The organism is Streptomyces sp. NPDC090106, assembly GCF_044747265.1.
Taxonomy (GTDB): Bacteria; Actinomycetota; Actinomycetes; order Streptomycetales; family Streptomycetaceae; genus Streptomyces.
Map to the genome: position 1 here is coordinate 76,218 of NZ_JBIVDS010000011.1, position 13,805 is coordinate 90,022.

Annotated in this window: 12 protein-coding genes and 1 tRNA gene; 6 read left to right on the forward strand and 7 right to left on the reverse strand. The window is 71.8% G+C overall.

From position 1 onward, the window contains the following. Positions 1-76 precede the first annotated feature (76 nt). Complete coding sequence (locus tag ACIPSE_RS32015) at positions 77-2,137, reverse strand: AAA family ATPase (RefSeq protein WP_401669428.1); 2,061 nt, start codon at positions 2,135-2,137, stop codon at positions 77-79. A gap of 313 nt (positions 2,138-2,450) precedes the next feature. Between ACIPSE_RS32015 and ACIPSE_RS32020 the strand changes: the two genes are divergently transcribed. Together ACIPSE_RS32020 and ACIPSE_RS32025 are read left to right on the forward strand one after the other, a co-directional pair. Beyond that, on the forward strand, positions 2,451-3,623 hold the full coding sequence (locus ACIPSE_RS32020; RefSeq protein WP_401669430.1) for a glycosyltransferase: 1,173 nt from the start codon (positions 2,451-2,453) through the stop codon (positions 3,621-3,623). A 65-nt stretch (positions 3,624-3,688) separates the two neighbouring features. Further along, on the forward strand, positions 3,689-4,678 hold the full coding sequence (locus ACIPSE_RS32025; protein WP_401669432.1) for a zinc-binding dehydrogenase: 990 nt from the start codon (positions 3,689-3,691) through the stop codon (positions 4,676-4,678). A gap of 92 nt (positions 4,679-4,770) precedes the next feature. On the opposite strand, the gene ACIPSE_RS32030 is transcribed toward ACIPSE_RS32025, so the two are convergent. From ACIPSE_RS32030 to ACIPSE_RS32040, 3 genes are all read right to left on the reverse strand, one after another. After that, positions 4,771-5,583 carry a hypothetical protein gene (locus ACIPSE_RS32030; protein ID WP_401669434.1) on the reverse strand — a complete coding sequence of 271 codons (813 nt, stop codon included), beginning with the start codon at positions 5,581-5,583 and terminating at the stop codon, positions 4,771-4,773. Between the two features lie 293 nt (positions 5,584-5,876). Then, complete coding sequence (locus ACIPSE_RS32035) at positions 5,877-6,755, reverse strand: alpha/beta fold hydrolase (RefSeq protein WP_401669436.1); 879 nt, start codon at positions 6,753-6,755, stop codon at positions 5,877-5,879. Between the two features lie 207 nt (positions 6,756-6,962). Continuing rightward, positions 6,963-7,589: a TetR/AcrR family transcriptional regulator gene (locus tag ACIPSE_RS32040; RefSeq protein ID WP_401669439.1), complete on the reverse strand. Its 627-nt coding sequence runs from the start codon at positions 7,587-7,589 to the stop codon at positions 6,963-6,965. A gap of 233 nt (positions 7,590-7,822) precedes the next feature. Here ACIPSE_RS32040 and ACIPSE_RS32045 point away from each other — a divergent pair, with 233 nt between their 5' ends. Next, positions 7,823-8,614, forward strand: a complete 792-nt coding sequence (locus ACIPSE_RS32045; protein ID WP_401669441.1) for an SDR family NAD(P)-dependent oxidoreductase — start codon at positions 7,823-7,825, stop codon at positions 8,612-8,614. 73 nt (positions 8,615-8,687) lie between these two features. Next, a complete protein-coding gene (locus tag ACIPSE_RS32050; RefSeq protein WP_401669443.1) occupies positions 8,688-9,626 on the forward strand; it encodes an alpha/beta hydrolase in 939 nt (312 codons plus the stop codon). A gap of 96 nt (positions 9,627-9,722) precedes the next feature. Here the strand turns inward: ACIPSE_RS32050 and ACIPSE_RS32055 are convergent, their stop codons facing one another. Next, a complete protein-coding gene (locus ACIPSE_RS32055) occupies positions 9,723-10,484 on the reverse strand; it encodes an SDR family NAD(P)-dependent oxidoreductase (RefSeq protein ID WP_401669446.1) in 762 nt (253 codons plus the stop codon). 135 nt (positions 10,485-10,619) lie between these two features. Here ACIPSE_RS32055 and ACIPSE_RS32060 point away from each other — a divergent pair, with 135 nt between their 5' ends. After that, a complete protein-coding gene (locus tag ACIPSE_RS32060) occupies positions 10,620-11,228 on the forward strand; it encodes a TetR family transcriptional regulator (RefSeq protein WP_401669448.1) in 609 nt (202 codons plus the stop codon). Between the two features lie 510 nt (positions 11,229-11,738). Next, positions 11,739-11,813: transfer RNA gene (locus ACIPSE_RS32065), tRNA-Met, on the forward strand. A 70-nt stretch (positions 11,814-11,883) separates the two neighbouring features. Here ACIPSE_RS32065 and ACIPSE_RS32070 read toward each other — a convergent pair. After that, entirely contained in the window at positions 11,884-12,462 is a 579-nt protein-coding gene (locus ACIPSE_RS32070) for a DUF4240 domain-containing protein (RefSeq protein WP_401669450.1), read from the reverse strand. 604 nt (positions 12,463-13,066) lie between these two features. Next, complete coding sequence (locus tag ACIPSE_RS32075) at positions 13,067-13,756, reverse strand: DUF2238 domain-containing protein (RefSeq protein WP_401669453.1); 690 nt, start codon at positions 13,754-13,756, stop codon at positions 13,067-13,069. Positions 13,757-13,805 lie beyond the last annotated feature (49 nt).

Below are 13,805 nucleotides of genomic sequence, written 5' to 3' on the forward strand. Positions count from 1 at the left end.
CGGGAACGACGGCAGGGGCCGCGAGCGAACTCGCGGCCCCTGCCGTCGTCTTCGGGGCCCTCAGCCTCCCGCCCCCTCAGCCTCCGTCGTCCGGCAGCGGTGTTCCGTCCAGCTCGTGGCGCCACAGGATCTCGGTGACCCTCTCCACGGCGGTGGCGAGATGGCGCCGGTAGGTACTGAACGGCACCCCGAGACGCCGGGCCGCGGCCTCCTGGGTGGAAGCGCCCTCGACGAAGGCCGCCATGGCCGCCCGATAGCTCTTGGATCCCCCGCGTTCCAGCGGGAGTTGACGGATCGCGCGGACGACGACGTCCTTGAGTCCGCGACCGTCGGCCTGGACGAGCCTGCTGTTCTGGAGCGGGTTCAGAGCGAGTTCCTCGGGCCAGCGCAGGGCCCGCAGGGCGGAGCGGACCGACGTGTCGAACTCCGAGCGCGTCATCACCGTCGTCCCGCCGCCGGGCGTCCCGGGCGGCGCGCCCTCCACGGGGCCGCCGCCGAGCATCACCTCGGTCTTCTCCGCCAGCCACGAGGAGGCCGGCAGCGGACGCCAGTCGTGGGCGAAGAGGCGGTAGCGGTGACCGCCGATCTCGACGGGCTCCTCCACCGGGCGCATGTCGCAGTGCAGGAGGTGCCGGTCCCAGAAGCCGTCGTCGCGCATGACGATGAAGGACCAGGCGAGCCGTTCGTCCCGGACGATCTCGCCGAGCATGCGCCACAGCACCAGATCCATCACCGGTGACGGCCGCTGGTAGGCACCCCGGCTGACGTGGAAGCGGGCCAGGGCGATGTGCTCCCCCGCCCGCAGCGGACCGTTGCGGCGCACGTGCTCCCAGGCCGCCGCGGCGACCGGGTCCTCGGACTCGCCGTCGAAGGCGCCCGCCTTCAGCCAGGCCGAACAGGAGGCGATCTCCTCGCTCGGCGGCACCTTCTGCAGACGGAACGCCTCGGGCCGGCGGGCCAGCCAGTACGCGGCCGTCCGCGCGGACTCGGCCCCTTCCCGCTTCCTGATCAGGTCGAGGACGGTCGGTTCGTGGGCCGAGGTGTAGGGCACGTCCTCGACCAGCCCGTACGGGTGCCAGCCATGGGTGTCGGCCATGAACCCGTCCGACCGGTACAGGAACTGCAACTCCCCCACGGCCCGCAGGAACCGGTCCTGGGGAGCCGTACGGACCCGCTCCAGGAGATGGTGTCGGAGCCGGGTGTGCAGATCGGCGAACGTGTCGGGGTCGCGCCAGCGCAGGTCCGCTTCCAGCACCTCCCGCACCACGTCGTGCGGGAAGATCCCCGCCGGGGTCGTCTCGATGTACGGCTGGTCGCGCAGCCAGGCGAACAGGTCGCGGCCCTCGTCCCCGAAGACGGCGCGCAGCAGGCCCTCGGTGGTGAGGTACGCGTGGGCGCACACCTCCAGGGCGAGCCCGTGGGCCTGGCTCGGGGGCTGGCCCACCAGGTTGCGCAGCAGCGCGGACACCACGTCCGGGCTCGGCGACCAGTCCATCGCCGCCGTGTCCGCCGCCGGGTGCGGGGGCTGGTCGGCGACGGCGGCGGCGAGGGCCAGTGCCAGCGGGTGGCCGCCGGTGAAGGCCAGGATGTCGGCGTGCCGGTGCTCGGCGACGCCGCGGGCCGTGAGGAGCGCCCGGCTCTGCTCGGGCCCGAACCCGTGCAGGGGCAGTACGGCGAGCAGGCCCAGCCACGCGGGGTCGGCGAGCCGGACGGGGTCCGGGGCCTGCCGTCCGGCGATGACGGTGACCGTGTCCTCCGGCAGCCGCGGCAGGCACTCCTCGAAGAGCCAGGATTCGAGGTGCCGGCAGTTCTCGAAGGTGTCGATGAGGAGCAGCGTGCCGCCGTTCTGCGTGGCGGGGCGTACGGCGTCGTCGAAGCTGCGCGGGTCGGCGGGGGTGATCCGGCCGTCGACATGGATGACGGACCGGCCGGCCAGCTCCGCCTCGTGGGCGAAGCGGCGCAGCAGCATCGACTTGCCGACGCCTCCCGGGCCGTGCACGAACAGCACTCTGGGGGCGCCGGCGCTCCCGTCGAGGGCCTCGGTGAACCGGTGCAGTTCGCTGTCCCGTCCGACGAAGGACAGGCGGCGTGTCTCCTTCTGCCGGTCGCCGAGCCGTGTCATGCCGTTCGCGCTCATGGGGGTCTTGCCTTCGTTCTGTTCTGTGAGGACGCCGCACGTACGCGGACAGGGGCGATGTGGGGGTGCCCGCGCCCCAGCATAAAAGCCGGTCGATCATGAGGGCCCACGTGGTCCGCGCCCCGGCGGCGAAGGTCGCGGACATGAGCAATTGTGGCGTGCGCCGGACTCCGGTTGAGCACCCTGTGAGCGCTCTCGCACGCCGCTGACCTCGCACAATGACGATGAGGTGCCGCGTCGCAGGCCGTCTTGGCCCGGCAGGTCACCGGTCGCCTCGTCCCACCCGCACTCCCCTCCCAGGAAGTCGAACGTCATGCGCATCCTGTTCTCCGGCACGCCCGCTTTCGGGCATCTACTCCCCCTGCTTCCCCTGGAGCGGGCCGCGCGCGCCGCCGGGCACCGCACCGCGGTGCTCACGCACCCGTCCATGGCGGACGCTCTCGCGCCGACGGCGGTCGTGCCGGCGGGACCGACCCTGGAGGCCGTCATGACGGAGGTGCACCGGCGGACGGGAGCCGACGCGGCCACGGACATGAGTCCGGGTACGGCCGGGGAGTTCTTCGGGGGCGCCCGGGTGGACCTGGGCGCGGAGGAGGCGCTGGCCGCCGCCGAGGCCTTCGCGCCCGACCTGGTGGTCGCGGAGTCGGCGGACTTCCTGGGCCCGCTGGTGGCGGCGCGGCTGGGCGTGCCGTGGGTGTCGCACGCCGTGGGCATCGCCATCGAGGCTCCTCTGGCGGAGGCGATGAAGGCAGCCGCCGTGCGCCGCATGCGCGACCGGGGCATCGAGCCGACGGAGCCGGTGGCCTCCGTCGACCCGTGGCCCGCCTGCCTCCAGCGCGACAACTGGGAGCCCTCCGCGGACCGGATCGCCCTGCGGTCCTCCGCCCACGAGGAGGAGTCCGAGCCAGCCGCGTGGACCCGCCCCGAGTTCCCCGGGCGGGACCATCTGCCGCGGGTGCTGGTCACGCTGGGGACCATCGTGGACGAGCCCGACACGCTCGCGGCGATCGTCGCCTCCCTCGCCGGGCAGGAGGTGAACGCGATCGTCGCGGTCAACCCCGCCTCGGGCACGGACTCCCTGGTGGTGGACGCCTCCCGTGCCCATGTCGTGGGATTCGTCCCGATGAGCCTGCTCCTGGACGGTGTGGACGTCGTCGTCTCCTCGGGCGGCGCCGGAACCGTCCTGGCGTCGCTGAGCTCGGGCATCCCGATGGTCGTCCTGCCCAAGGGCCTCGACAAGCCTCTCAACGCCGAGCGCGCCACCGCCACGGGGGCCGCGCTGACGGTGACCGGGCCCGGGGAAGTGGGCGCGGCCGTCGCGCGGGTGCTGGCCGAGTCCTCGTTCTTCGCCGCCGCCACGACGACGTCGGAGCTGATCGCGGGCGCGCGCACCCCGGAGGACGTCCTGACGCTGCTCCTGGAGCGCGCCTCCACGACCACGACGACTGCGACCGCGAGCGCGCCCGCGCCCACGCCCGCGCACTGATCTCGAAGCGGATCCCGGCAGGTACGGAAGAGAAGACAGAAAAGAAGGCGGAAAAGAAAATGATCATGCACGCGATTCGCCAGTCCGCGTTCGGTCCGCCCGAGAGCCTGCGGTACGAGGAGACCGGGCGCCCGGTCCCCGGACCGGGCGAGGTGCTGATCCGGGTGGCGGCGGCGGGAGTCCATCTGATGGACACCGCCCTGCGCGCCGGTTCCAGCTACGGACTGCCGCTGCCGTCGCTGCCGATGACACCGGGCCGTGAGGTCGCCGGGACCGTCGAGGCCGTCGGTCCCGACGTCGACGCCGGCCGGCTGGGCGAGCGCGTCGTCGCCTATCTGGGCCACGAACGGTCCGGCGGATACGCCGAGTTCGCGATCGCCGACGCCGAGGCACCGCACTCCCTGCCCACCCAGGTGGGGTACCCCGAGGCGGTCGCGATGATCGGTACGGGCCGCACGGTGCTGGGTGTTCTCGACCAGGCGCGGCTCACGGCTCAGGACGTCGTGGTGGTCACCGCCGCCGCCGGAGGCATGGGCGTGCTGCTCGTGCAGGCCGCCCGTCGGGCGGGTGCCCTCGTGGTGGGGCTGGCCGGCGGTTCCGGCAAGACGGAACAGGTGCTGACCGAGGGTGCCGACGCGGCCGTGGACTACACGGCGGACGGCTGGACGGCGGAGCTCGACGCGGCGCTGGGGCCCCGGGGAGCCACTGTCCTGTTCGACGGGGTGGGCGGTGACCTGGGCACCACGGCCATGCGCCGGCTGGCTCCCGGTGGGCGGCACCTGTTCTACGGGTGGGCCTCCGAACCCGGCCGCTTCGGCGCGCTGCCCGCCGAGGAACTCGACCGGCGCGGCATCACGTCCACGTTCGTCGTCGGCCCGTCGCTGTTCGAACTGCCCGGTGGGGTGCGGGCGTTGGAGGAGCGTGCGCTCGCCGAGGCCGCGAGCGGGCGGCTGCGGCCGGCGATCCGGTCGTTCCCGCTGGCCGAGGCCGCCGCGGCACATCACGCGCTGGAGAGCCGCGCGACCACCGGCAAGGTCGTTCTCCTGACGGACTGACCGCGCCCCGACGCCGTGACGGCGGCTCTCGTCGCGTACGGGGGCCGCCGTCGCCGTGCGTCGCGCGTCCGGCCGCGGGCAGGGCACGGGGCTCAGCCCTGATGGACGGAGACGGCGATGCCGTTGACGATCTCGACGGTGCCGAACAGGTCGCCCTTCTTGGCGGCGCTCTCCAGTTCGGCCTCGGTCCAGGCACCGCCGTCGCCCGCGCCCAGGATCTCGGTGTCGTCGGAGACGAGGAACTTCTGGTCACCGCCGGTGCCGGAGACTATGTACGCGCCCGGTGCGAGGTACTCGATGCCGCCCGTGATCGTGGCGTTGACACCCTTGCCCTGTTCGATCCCCTCGGCCTCGGTGTCGGCCTCGCCCGATCCGGCGGACGTGCCGGAACCCGCCCCGGAGCCCGTGCCGCTGCCGCTGTCGCTGCCGCTGCCGCTGCCGCTGCCGACGGAGTCGTCCACGGCGTCGCCCTCGTCCGGGGCGGGACGCTCGGTGATCGTGACGGCCGCACCGCTCTTGAGGACGACGTCCGCGGCGACCGATCCCGACGTCGTGATCTTCTCCAGGTCGGCCTCCGTGCAGGTGGTCGCGGCGACGGTGGCGCTCTGCCCGCAGATGGCTCCCGCGCCCAGGATCCGGGTGTCCTCGGTGACGAAGAACTGCTGGTCCTTGCCCTGCACGCTGACGATGTACTTGCCGGGCGCCAGGTACTCGACCACTCCGCCGGCGAAGACTCCGCTCACCCCGCTCTTCCCGGCGGGCGACGCGGACGCGGCGGCAGCGGACGCGGCGGCAGCGGACGCGGCTTCCTCCTCCTCGCACGCGGTGAGGGACGCGCCGGCCGCGAGGACGACGGCGGTGAGGACGAGAGAGCGGACGCGGGTGCGGGTGGGGTACGCGGTCATGACGAACACGGTCCTTCCGTAGGACGGTCGGGTGGGGTGAGAGAGCAGCCGGGTTCGTTCCGTGCCGCGCGGTGTCGTTCCGCGGGGCGTCGCGCCCGGGCTGTGTGACCACTGTGGCCGCAAGATCGTCCGGCGCCGCGGAAAGTCCTGCTTCCACGACGTCGCCGTGACAGAACACGGACACAGCACCACGTTCGTACGCCGTACCGTCACAGTCGCCGTACGGCACGGGCCGCCACGCCGGAGAGCGTGGCGGCCCGTGGTGTGCGAGGTACGGGGGTACGGCGTACGGGTCAGCGGGCGAGAAGGTCGCGCAGCGCCTTGGCGATCGTGTCGGGGTCCTCCTCGGCCATGAAGTGGCCGCAGGAGACCGTGGAGTGGTTCAGGTCGGGGGCCCAGGCGCCCCACAGGGCGGCGGCCTCGTAGCCGAGGGCCGCACCCCAGTCCTGCTGGAGCACCGAGACGGGCATGGCCAGCATGCGGCCGTCGGCCCGGTCGGCCTTGTCGTGCTCGATGTCGATGCCCGCCGAGGCCCGGTAGTCCGCGACGATCGACGGCACCGCGGCGCGGCAGGCGTCCAGGTAGACCTGGCGGACGCCCGGCGGGACGGCCTCCGGGTCGTTGGCCCAGATGTCCAGGAAGTAGGAGAAGAACGTGTCGGAGCTGTTCTGGATCATCTCCTCGGCCAGGCCGGGCGGCTGCGCCATCAGGTAGAGGTGGAAGCCCACCGCGGCCTGCACCCCGTGCAGCGCGTCCCACATGTCCAGCGTCGGCAGGACGTCCAGGCAGGCCAGGTGGGTGATGGTGTCCGGGTGGTCGAGGCCCGCGCGGAACGCGACCAGCGCGCCGCGGTCGTGCCCGGCCAGCGCGAACCGCTCGTGGCCCAGCGCCTTGGCCAGGGCGACGATGTCGGCGGCCATGGTGCGCTTGGAGTAGACGTCGGGGCCGGTCTCGGCGGGCTTGTCGCTGTCGCCGTAGCCGCGCAGGTCGGGACAGATGACGGTGTGGTCGGCGGCGAGGTCCTCGGCCACGTGCCGCCACATCAGGTGGGTCTCGGGGAAGCCGTGCAGGAGGACGACGGGGCTGCCGGAGCCGCCCACGGCGACGTTCAGCTCGACGCCGTCCGCCACCTCCACCCGCTGGTACTCGAATCCCGGGATCACGTAGGTCATGCCGTGCGCCTTTCCTGATCGGGGCCGGCCTGCCGGGCAGGCGGGTCCCCTGAGGTGTCGGACGGGGCGGAGCCGCCCCGCGGGGGCGTGTCCGGCACGCCCCCCGGCCGGGCGGTGTGCGCCCTGGCCGATGACCTCAGCTTGGGTGCCGCCGATCAGCATCGGATCAGTGCGGGACCTCGTGTCCCGCTGATCCGGGCGAGTGGGTCAGGCGGCGGCACCGTATCTGGCGAGCATCGTGGCCACCGCCTCGGCGACCACCTGGCTGGTGTCGACGCCCTTCGGGTCCCAGTCGGGGAGGAGCAGCCGGGGCCAGAACACATGGTTGGAGATCATGCCGAGGAACTGGGTGGCCGCCGTCGTGACGTCCTCGATGCGAACCTGCCCGGCCTCGGCCTCCGCCTTCAGGTATTCGGCGACGGTGTCGAAGAACGGCATCTTGCCGTGCTCGAACTGGATCCTGGCGAGTTCGGGGAAGCGCGGCGCCTCGGCGATCACGATACGGAAGAGGGCGTCCATGCCCGGGCGGGTGAGCAGATCGACGTACCGGCCGCCGATCGCGGTGAGTCCGGCGGCGGGGTCGCCGGGCTTCGGGGACGCCTCGCCGTCGGCGCCGGTCTCCCAGCTCTCGGTGACGATGGCGCCGAACAGGGCGGCCTTCGTGGGGAACTGCTTGAAGAGGGTGGCCTTGGAGACGCCCGCCGCCTCGGCGATGCGCGCCAGCGAGGTCCCGTCGTAGCCGGACTCCAGGAAGAGGCCGGTGGCGGCCTCCATGATGGCCGCGCGCTTCTGGAGGGCGACCCGCTGGTGGTAGGTGGTGGGCTCGGTAGTCATGGGCCTCAGTATGGCGCATAGCGAGCCAAGTCACTTGACTCACATCGGCGCCCCCGGCCGGACCTGCGCCTTCCCCCGACCCCCATGAAGAGATGAGTCACTTGACTCACCACTGGATCGGGGCGTAGCGTTCCCCTCATGGTGAGCCGAGTGACTCACCTCGCCATTGGCCGTGCGGTCCGCTCCGTGCCGAGAACGCGCCGGAGCCCGCGGCCCGCCGAAAGGGAACTTCTGTGAACCGCTTCGAGAACAAGACCGTCCTGATCACCGGTGCCGCCGGCGGCATGGGCTCCTCCCACGCCCGCTCCTTCCACGCGGAGGGCGCCAACGTCGTGATCACGGACATCCGCGAGGAGGAGGGCCGCGCGCTGGCCGCGGAACTCGGCGAGCGCGCCGTGTTCGTCCGCCTGGACGTGACCGACCAGGCGCAGTGGGCGGCCGCCGTCCGCACCGCCGAGGTCACGTTCGGCCCGCTGGACGTCCTGGTGAACAACGCCGGGATCCTCGCCCCGACCGCGCTGATCGAGGACGGCGACCTCGCCGCCTGGCAGCACGTCATCGACGTCAACCTGACCGGCACCTACCTGGGCATCCAGGCCGCCGCGCCCTCGCTGCGGGCGGCGGGCGGCGGGTCGGTCGTCAACATCGCCTCGACCTCCGGACACGTGGGCACCGCGCTCATCGCTCCGTACGTCGCCAGCAAGTGGGGCGTGCGCGGGCTGACCCGGACCGCCGCCATGGAACTGGCCCGGGACGGTGTGCGCGTCAACTCGATCGACCCGGGAGTGGTCAACACCCCGCTGATCACCGAGCCGTTGCACCCCGGCGCGGCGCCGGTCAGCGACTACTACTCCCCCGACGCCTTCGCCATCAAGCGGCTCGCCGAGCCGTGGGACATCTCCCGGCTGCTGCTCTTCCTCGCCTCCGACGAGGCGTCGTTCATCACCGGCTCGGAGCACATCGCCGACGGCGGCATGCTGCTCGGCCCGGCTCTCGCCTCCGGCCAGGTCCAGAACCAGAGCTGACCACCGCTCGCCGGGGTCCCGCCACGGAGCGCGGGACCCCGGCGCGGCCTCATCGACCAAGGACACCCCACCCATGCCCTTCCCCCTGAACCCCGAGATCGCCCGGCTCGTCGCCCTGGGCGCGGGGCCCGCCGTACCCGAGGACTTCGCCGAGGGCGACGTACGGCGGCTGCGCGGCCTCCTCGACGACGGGCTGGCGCAGCTCGCCGCCCTGCCCGACGTGCCGGACGTGTCGGAGACCTCCTTCGTGATCGACACACCGGACGGCCACCGTCTGCCGGTGCGCTGGTACCGCAAGGACGGCTCCACGCCCGGGTCCGCCGTCCTGCACTTCCACGGAGGCGCGATGGTCGCCGGGAGCGTCGACCTGTACGGCCCGCTGGTGCGCACCTACGTGGCCTGGACCGGCGTGCCCATGCTCGCCGTCGACTACCGGCTGGCCCCCGAAGCCCCCGCGGGCACGGCCGCCGAGGACGGGTTCTCCGCGCTGCGGTGGCTGGCCTCGCACGCCGAGGCGCTCGGCGTCGAGCCCTCGCGGATCGCGGTCATGGGCGACAGCGCCGGGGGCGGGGTGGCCGCGGCGGTGGCGATCCTGGCCCGGGACCGGGGCGTACCGCTCGCCCGCCAGGTGCTCGTGTACCCGATGCTCGACGACCGCACCACCGGTCCTGATCCCCACCTGGACGCCTCGCCGCTCCTCTTCCCTCACGTCTTCAACCGCACCGCCTGGTCAGCCGTGCTGGGAACGTCCGGCCGGGGCGGGGAAGGCGCCGGGCCCGGTGTCGTGCCCGCCCGCAACGACGACTTCGGCGCTCTGGCGCCCGCCTACATCGAGGTGGGCGAGCTGGACATCTTCCGGGACGAGGACGTCCGGTACGCCCTGCGTCTGTGGCAGGCGGGGGTCTCGACGGAACTGCACGTCGTCCCCGGTATGCCGCACGCCTACGACGTCCTGCTGCTCGGGGAGCCCCGGCACCAGGAGGGGAAGATCCGCGTGCTGCGGGAGCTGTGACACGGACGCGCCCCGGGGAGGGTGCGGCAGAGACGGGAAAGGCCCCTGGAATCCGCCGGATTCCAGGGGCCTTTCCCGCTGTGCGGAGCGGTTCGCTCACAGCAGCGCGCCGCCCGACACCTCCAGTCGCTCGGCGGTGACCCAGCGCATGTCCGAGGAGACCAGGGCGGCTATCGCGTCGCCGATCTCCTGCGGGTCGCCGACCCGGCCCAGCGCCGTCTGCCCGGCGAGGAAGCCGCGCAGTTCCGGGTCGTCGCGCATGGCGCCGCCGTTGAAGTCGGTCGCGCTCGGGCCGGGGGCCACGGCGTTCACGCGGATGCCCCGGGGGCCCAGCTCTCCGGCGAGGCTGCGGGACAGCGCCTCGACCGCCGCCTTGGAAGCCGCGTACACGGAGGTGCCGGGGCTGACGTGCCGGGTCAGGGACGTCGAGACGTTCACGATCCGGCCCCCGTCGGCGAGGTACGGGACGAGCGCCTGGACGAGGAAGAAGGTGCCGCGGAAGTTGACACCGATCTGCTCGTCGAAGCGCTCGGGGGTCACGTCCTGGAGCGGGTCGAAGAGGCCGACACCGGCGTTGTTGACCAGCACGTCCAGCCGGTCCCTGGCCCAGCGGGCGTGCAGGACGGCGGCCAGTTCGTCGGCGAACGCCTTGAGCGAGCCGATGTCGGCGATGTCCAGTCGCAGGGCGACGGCCTCTCCCCCGGCCTCCTCGATCAGCCGGACCGTCTCGGCCGCTCCGTCCGCCCCGCCCCGGTAGGTCACGACGACCTCGAATCCCCGGGCGGCCAGCGCGAGGGCGGTACTCCGGCCCAGGCCCCGGTTGGCGCCCGTCACCAGGGCGGTGCTGTGTTCGGTCATGGAAGGAGCTCTCCTCACGGATGTCTCGCGTGGCGGACACGATGCCCGCAGCGAAGTAAGTAAATGCTTATTTACTGTTAGCCTAGGAACCGCCCTTGTCCCTGTCAAACGCACGTGCGCGGATCTGGAGAACACATGCCCCCTCGCGATGCCGAAGCGACGAAGAACGAGATCCTGCGGGCGGCCCTGGCGGAGTTCGCGGAACACGGGCACGCCGGCGGCCGCATCGAGCGCATCGCGAAGGCGGCCGGGACCAACGTGCGCATGATCTACGCGTACTACGGAAGCAAGGACCTGCTCTTCGACGCCGCGCTCACCAAGGCGATCACCTCGATGGCGACGACGGTGCCGCCCCGCCCCGACGACCTCGCCGCCTGGGCGGGCGACCTCTTCGACTACCACCACCGCGAGCCGACCACCCTGCGGATCGCCATGTGGGCCCAGCTGGAGCGCCCCGCGTCGGCCTCGGAGCCGATGGATGCCTACCTCGCCAAGACCACCGCGGTCTCGGCGACCGGGAGCGCCCCGCTGACCGCGGTCGACCTGCTGGTCTTCATCTACGCCGTGGCGCAGGCCTGGTACCTGTCCCCGGTGGGGCTGCTGCAAGCCGACGGCCAGGACCCGGACGATCCGCGGCGGATCGCGGCCCACCGGGAGTCCGTGGTCACCGCGGTGACACGCGTCCTCAACTCCGCCAACTCCGACAGCTCCGACAGCTCCGACAGCTCCGACGCGCGGGAGTGACGGCCGGGGCGGTCCGTCAGCCCTTGGACACGAGCTCCAGGACCTCGCGGTCGGTGGGCGATGGAGCAGTCACCCACCGACCGGGTCTTCCACTGCCAGATGCGCTCGCGCACTCCGCGCTTGATGGCGACGGTGGGTGCTGAACGCGAGGTCGAGGCGGCGGGCCACCGCCTCCTGCGGGGACCGGGCCCACCTCGATCGCCTTTGCCGACGCGGCTGAACTCATCAACGCCGCCGCCCACAACGGAAGAGGCCCGGAAGGGTTCAGCCGGGTCCACGGCAGCCCGGAACTCGACGGCTGGACCCTCGTCGTCGGACGCTGCTGCGACCCCGGCGACTGCCACCCACCTGGGACGAGAACGCCGAAGGCGATGGACGTGGGTCACGACCGACACGGCCCCGGAGACCGCCGCGAGCAGGCACCCCACGGAAGCGGGACGACGACGCCGCGTGGGCAATCCGTAAATCCCCTGCTCGCTCCGCCCGTGTCCCGTACTCTGAACCCACCGACGCGGGGTGGAGCAGCTCGGTAGCTCGCTGGGCTCATAACCCAGAGGTCGCGTGGTTCAAATCCCGCCCCCGCTACGAAGTTCGGGCCCCACCGACCCCGGGTCGGTGGGGCCTGATCCGTTTCAGAGTCATCTCGCCGAGCACGTCATCGATCATCGGCAGGTGTGCCGAGGACGAGGGTGGCCAGACGGGGAAGCCGACGGCGCATCTCACTGTCGTCGTCGAAGTCGAAGTCCTCGCCCATGTCGACCACGTCGTCATTCTCGTCAGCACCACGGAAGCCGTCCCTGGCCTCGTAGAAGGCATCCGCTTCACCGGTGATCCGTTTGAACGCACCGCTGGCCGCGTAGTTCACGTCCTCGTAGAACAACACCGCGGAGCGGTCTCGGTCATCGACGGACTGGATCACATCAGAGTGCGTAGCAAGGCAGTCGGGGTCTGCCAGCACACGCTGGTACCACTCACGGCCCAAAGCGATCACACCGGCGCGGAAGTCGATGAAACTGTCGTCGGAGCAGCCACCCCCGATGAGACAGGCCGCGGCCCACACGTCCCAGCGGTACAGGGCGTCATGCAGTTCGTCGAAGCGTTCCGCGTACTCCAGGATCTCCTGCCGCTGCTTGTCCGCGAGGTGCCTGACGAGCACCTCGTCGAACGACTCGCCCGCTTCGGCCGCTCCGGCTCGCGCTGCTTCGATGACGTTCCAGAACGTGTCGCTGTTCATGACCACGCACTCTGGCACGGCCCTCTGACAATCGCCCCCGGGCCAACTCAGCCGCCACCGCGTCCTTTCACGTCTCACGAGCCCGGATGGGCAAGAGACGGCCGCGTGTTGGGATCGGGAGGAACAGCCTGGGCTTCGCCCACCGCCACGCTCTGGACGCGGGTCCCCCTCCTCGGACGTTCGCGCGACCGAGGTCTCCGGAGTCTCGGGAGCCGTGAAGATTCTCCTGGTCATCCCGGTCGCAGTCAGCGTGGTGGCGCTCGTGGTCGAAGGTATCGCCGCGCTCTGTTGACGCCTCGTGGTTACAGGGCGGTGGTTCGCCTTGAGGGCCGGACGCGACATCGTCAGCCAAGACGAAGGGCCCGTCCGCACTGATGCGGACGGGCCCTTCTCTCTGAGCGCCGGGCAGGCCTTGCACCTGCATTTCCCCGCAGGAAGCGGGGCGTCTTTCCTTGGACCACCAACGCAACACCACTCGACCGCAGTTGCGGTGACCGGCTCAAGATCAAGCATAGCGTGCCCGGAGTCGTAGGAAGTACCACCGAGGGCCTGCACCGGCTTTCGTGTCGCGTGGCGATCGCGCGGCCGTCCAGCTGGTAATGCGTCAGGAGGAGCCAGAAGCCCGCGTGACATCGGTCGGTGTGAGGCGGGTCAGGGCGTGGTTGTGGAGGCGGGAGAGGAGCAGGAGGGAGAGGGTGGCGCCGATGAGGCAGCAGAACATGTCCCATTGGGTGTCCCAGACATCGCCCTGGGTGCCCAGGAAAGCGTCCGCGGCGTCGCCGCCGATGACCGCGGAGAGCCACTCCAGCATCTCGAAGACCGCACTGAAGGCGAGGCAGGCGCAGACGGTGAGCGGGGCGAGCCAGCGACTGCCGCGCAAGGGCGAGGTACGCACGAGGAGTTCACGGACCAGGATCGCCGGGACGAAGCCCTGCACGAGGTGGCCGAGGCGGTCGTAGGGGTTGCGGGACAGGCCGAGCCAGTCGCGAACCCAGTCACCCGCGGGCACCTCCGCGTACGTGTAGTGCCCGCCGGTCATCAGGACCAGCGCATGCACGGCGAGCAGGCAGTACAGCAAGTTGCTGAGCGGGAACCGCTTGTGGAGAAGGATCAGGAGCGGGAGACCCAGGACCACCCAGACCGTCTCCAGGAACCAGGTGGTCGGGTCCTTCGGGTGCCATGCCGAGACCGCCAGCGCGACGGTCACCAGGACCGCCAGCGCGGCCGGCAACCGGCGTCGGCCGGGCGCGAGGTCGGTGGACGGGGTGACCGTCGCCGCGGAGAGGGGGGACATGGCCGGCTCCTCGGATTCTGTGTGGGGATCGGCCTCGGTGGACCCCAAG

Bases quoted from the DNA above. Each gene is read 5' to 3' on its own strand.
- ACIPSE_RS32050 (WP_401669443.1), top strand. From the start codon at position 8,688: ATGCCCTTCCCCCTGAACCCCGAGATCGCCCGGCTCGTCGCCCTGGGC.
- ACIPSE_RS32055 (WP_401669446.1), bottom strand. From the start codon at position 10,484: ATGACCGAACACAGCACCGCCCTGGTGACGGGCGCCAACCGGGGCCTG.
- ACIPSE_RS32075 (WP_401669453.1), bottom strand. From the start codon at position 13,756: ATGTCCCCCCTCTCCGCGGCGACGGTCACCCCGTCCACCGACCTCGCG.
- ACIPSE_RS32040 (WP_401669439.1), bottom strand. From the start codon at position 7,589: ATGACTACCGAGCCCACCACCTACCACCAGCGGGTCGCCCTCCAGAAG.
- ACIPSE_RS32070 (WP_401669450.1), bottom strand. From the start codon at position 12,462: ATGAACAGCGACACGTTCTGGAACGTCATCGAAGCAGCGCGAGCCGGA.
- ACIPSE_RS32035 (WP_401669436.1), bottom strand. From the start codon at position 6,755: ATGACCTACGTGATCCCGGGATTCGAGTACCAGCGGGTGGAGGTGGCG.
- ACIPSE_RS32025 (WP_401669432.1), top strand. From the start codon at position 3,689: ATGCACGCGATTCGCCAGTCCGCGTTCGGTCCGCCCGAGAGCCTGCGG.
- ACIPSE_RS32030 (WP_401669434.1), bottom strand. From the start codon at position 5,583: ATGACCGCGTACCCCACCCGCACCCGCGTCCGCTCTCTCGTCCTCACC.
- ACIPSE_RS32060 (WP_401669448.1), top strand. From the start codon at position 10,620: ATGCCCCCTCGCGATGCCGAAGCGACGAAGAACGAGATCCTGCGGGCG.
- ACIPSE_RS32020 (WP_401669430.1), top strand. From the start codon at position 2,451: ATGCGCATCCTGTTCTCCGGCACGCCCGCTTTCGGGCATCTACTCCCC.
- ACIPSE_RS32015 (WP_401669428.1), bottom strand. From the start codon at position 2,137: ATGAGCGCGAACGGCATGACACGGCTCGGCGACCGGCAGAAGGAGACA.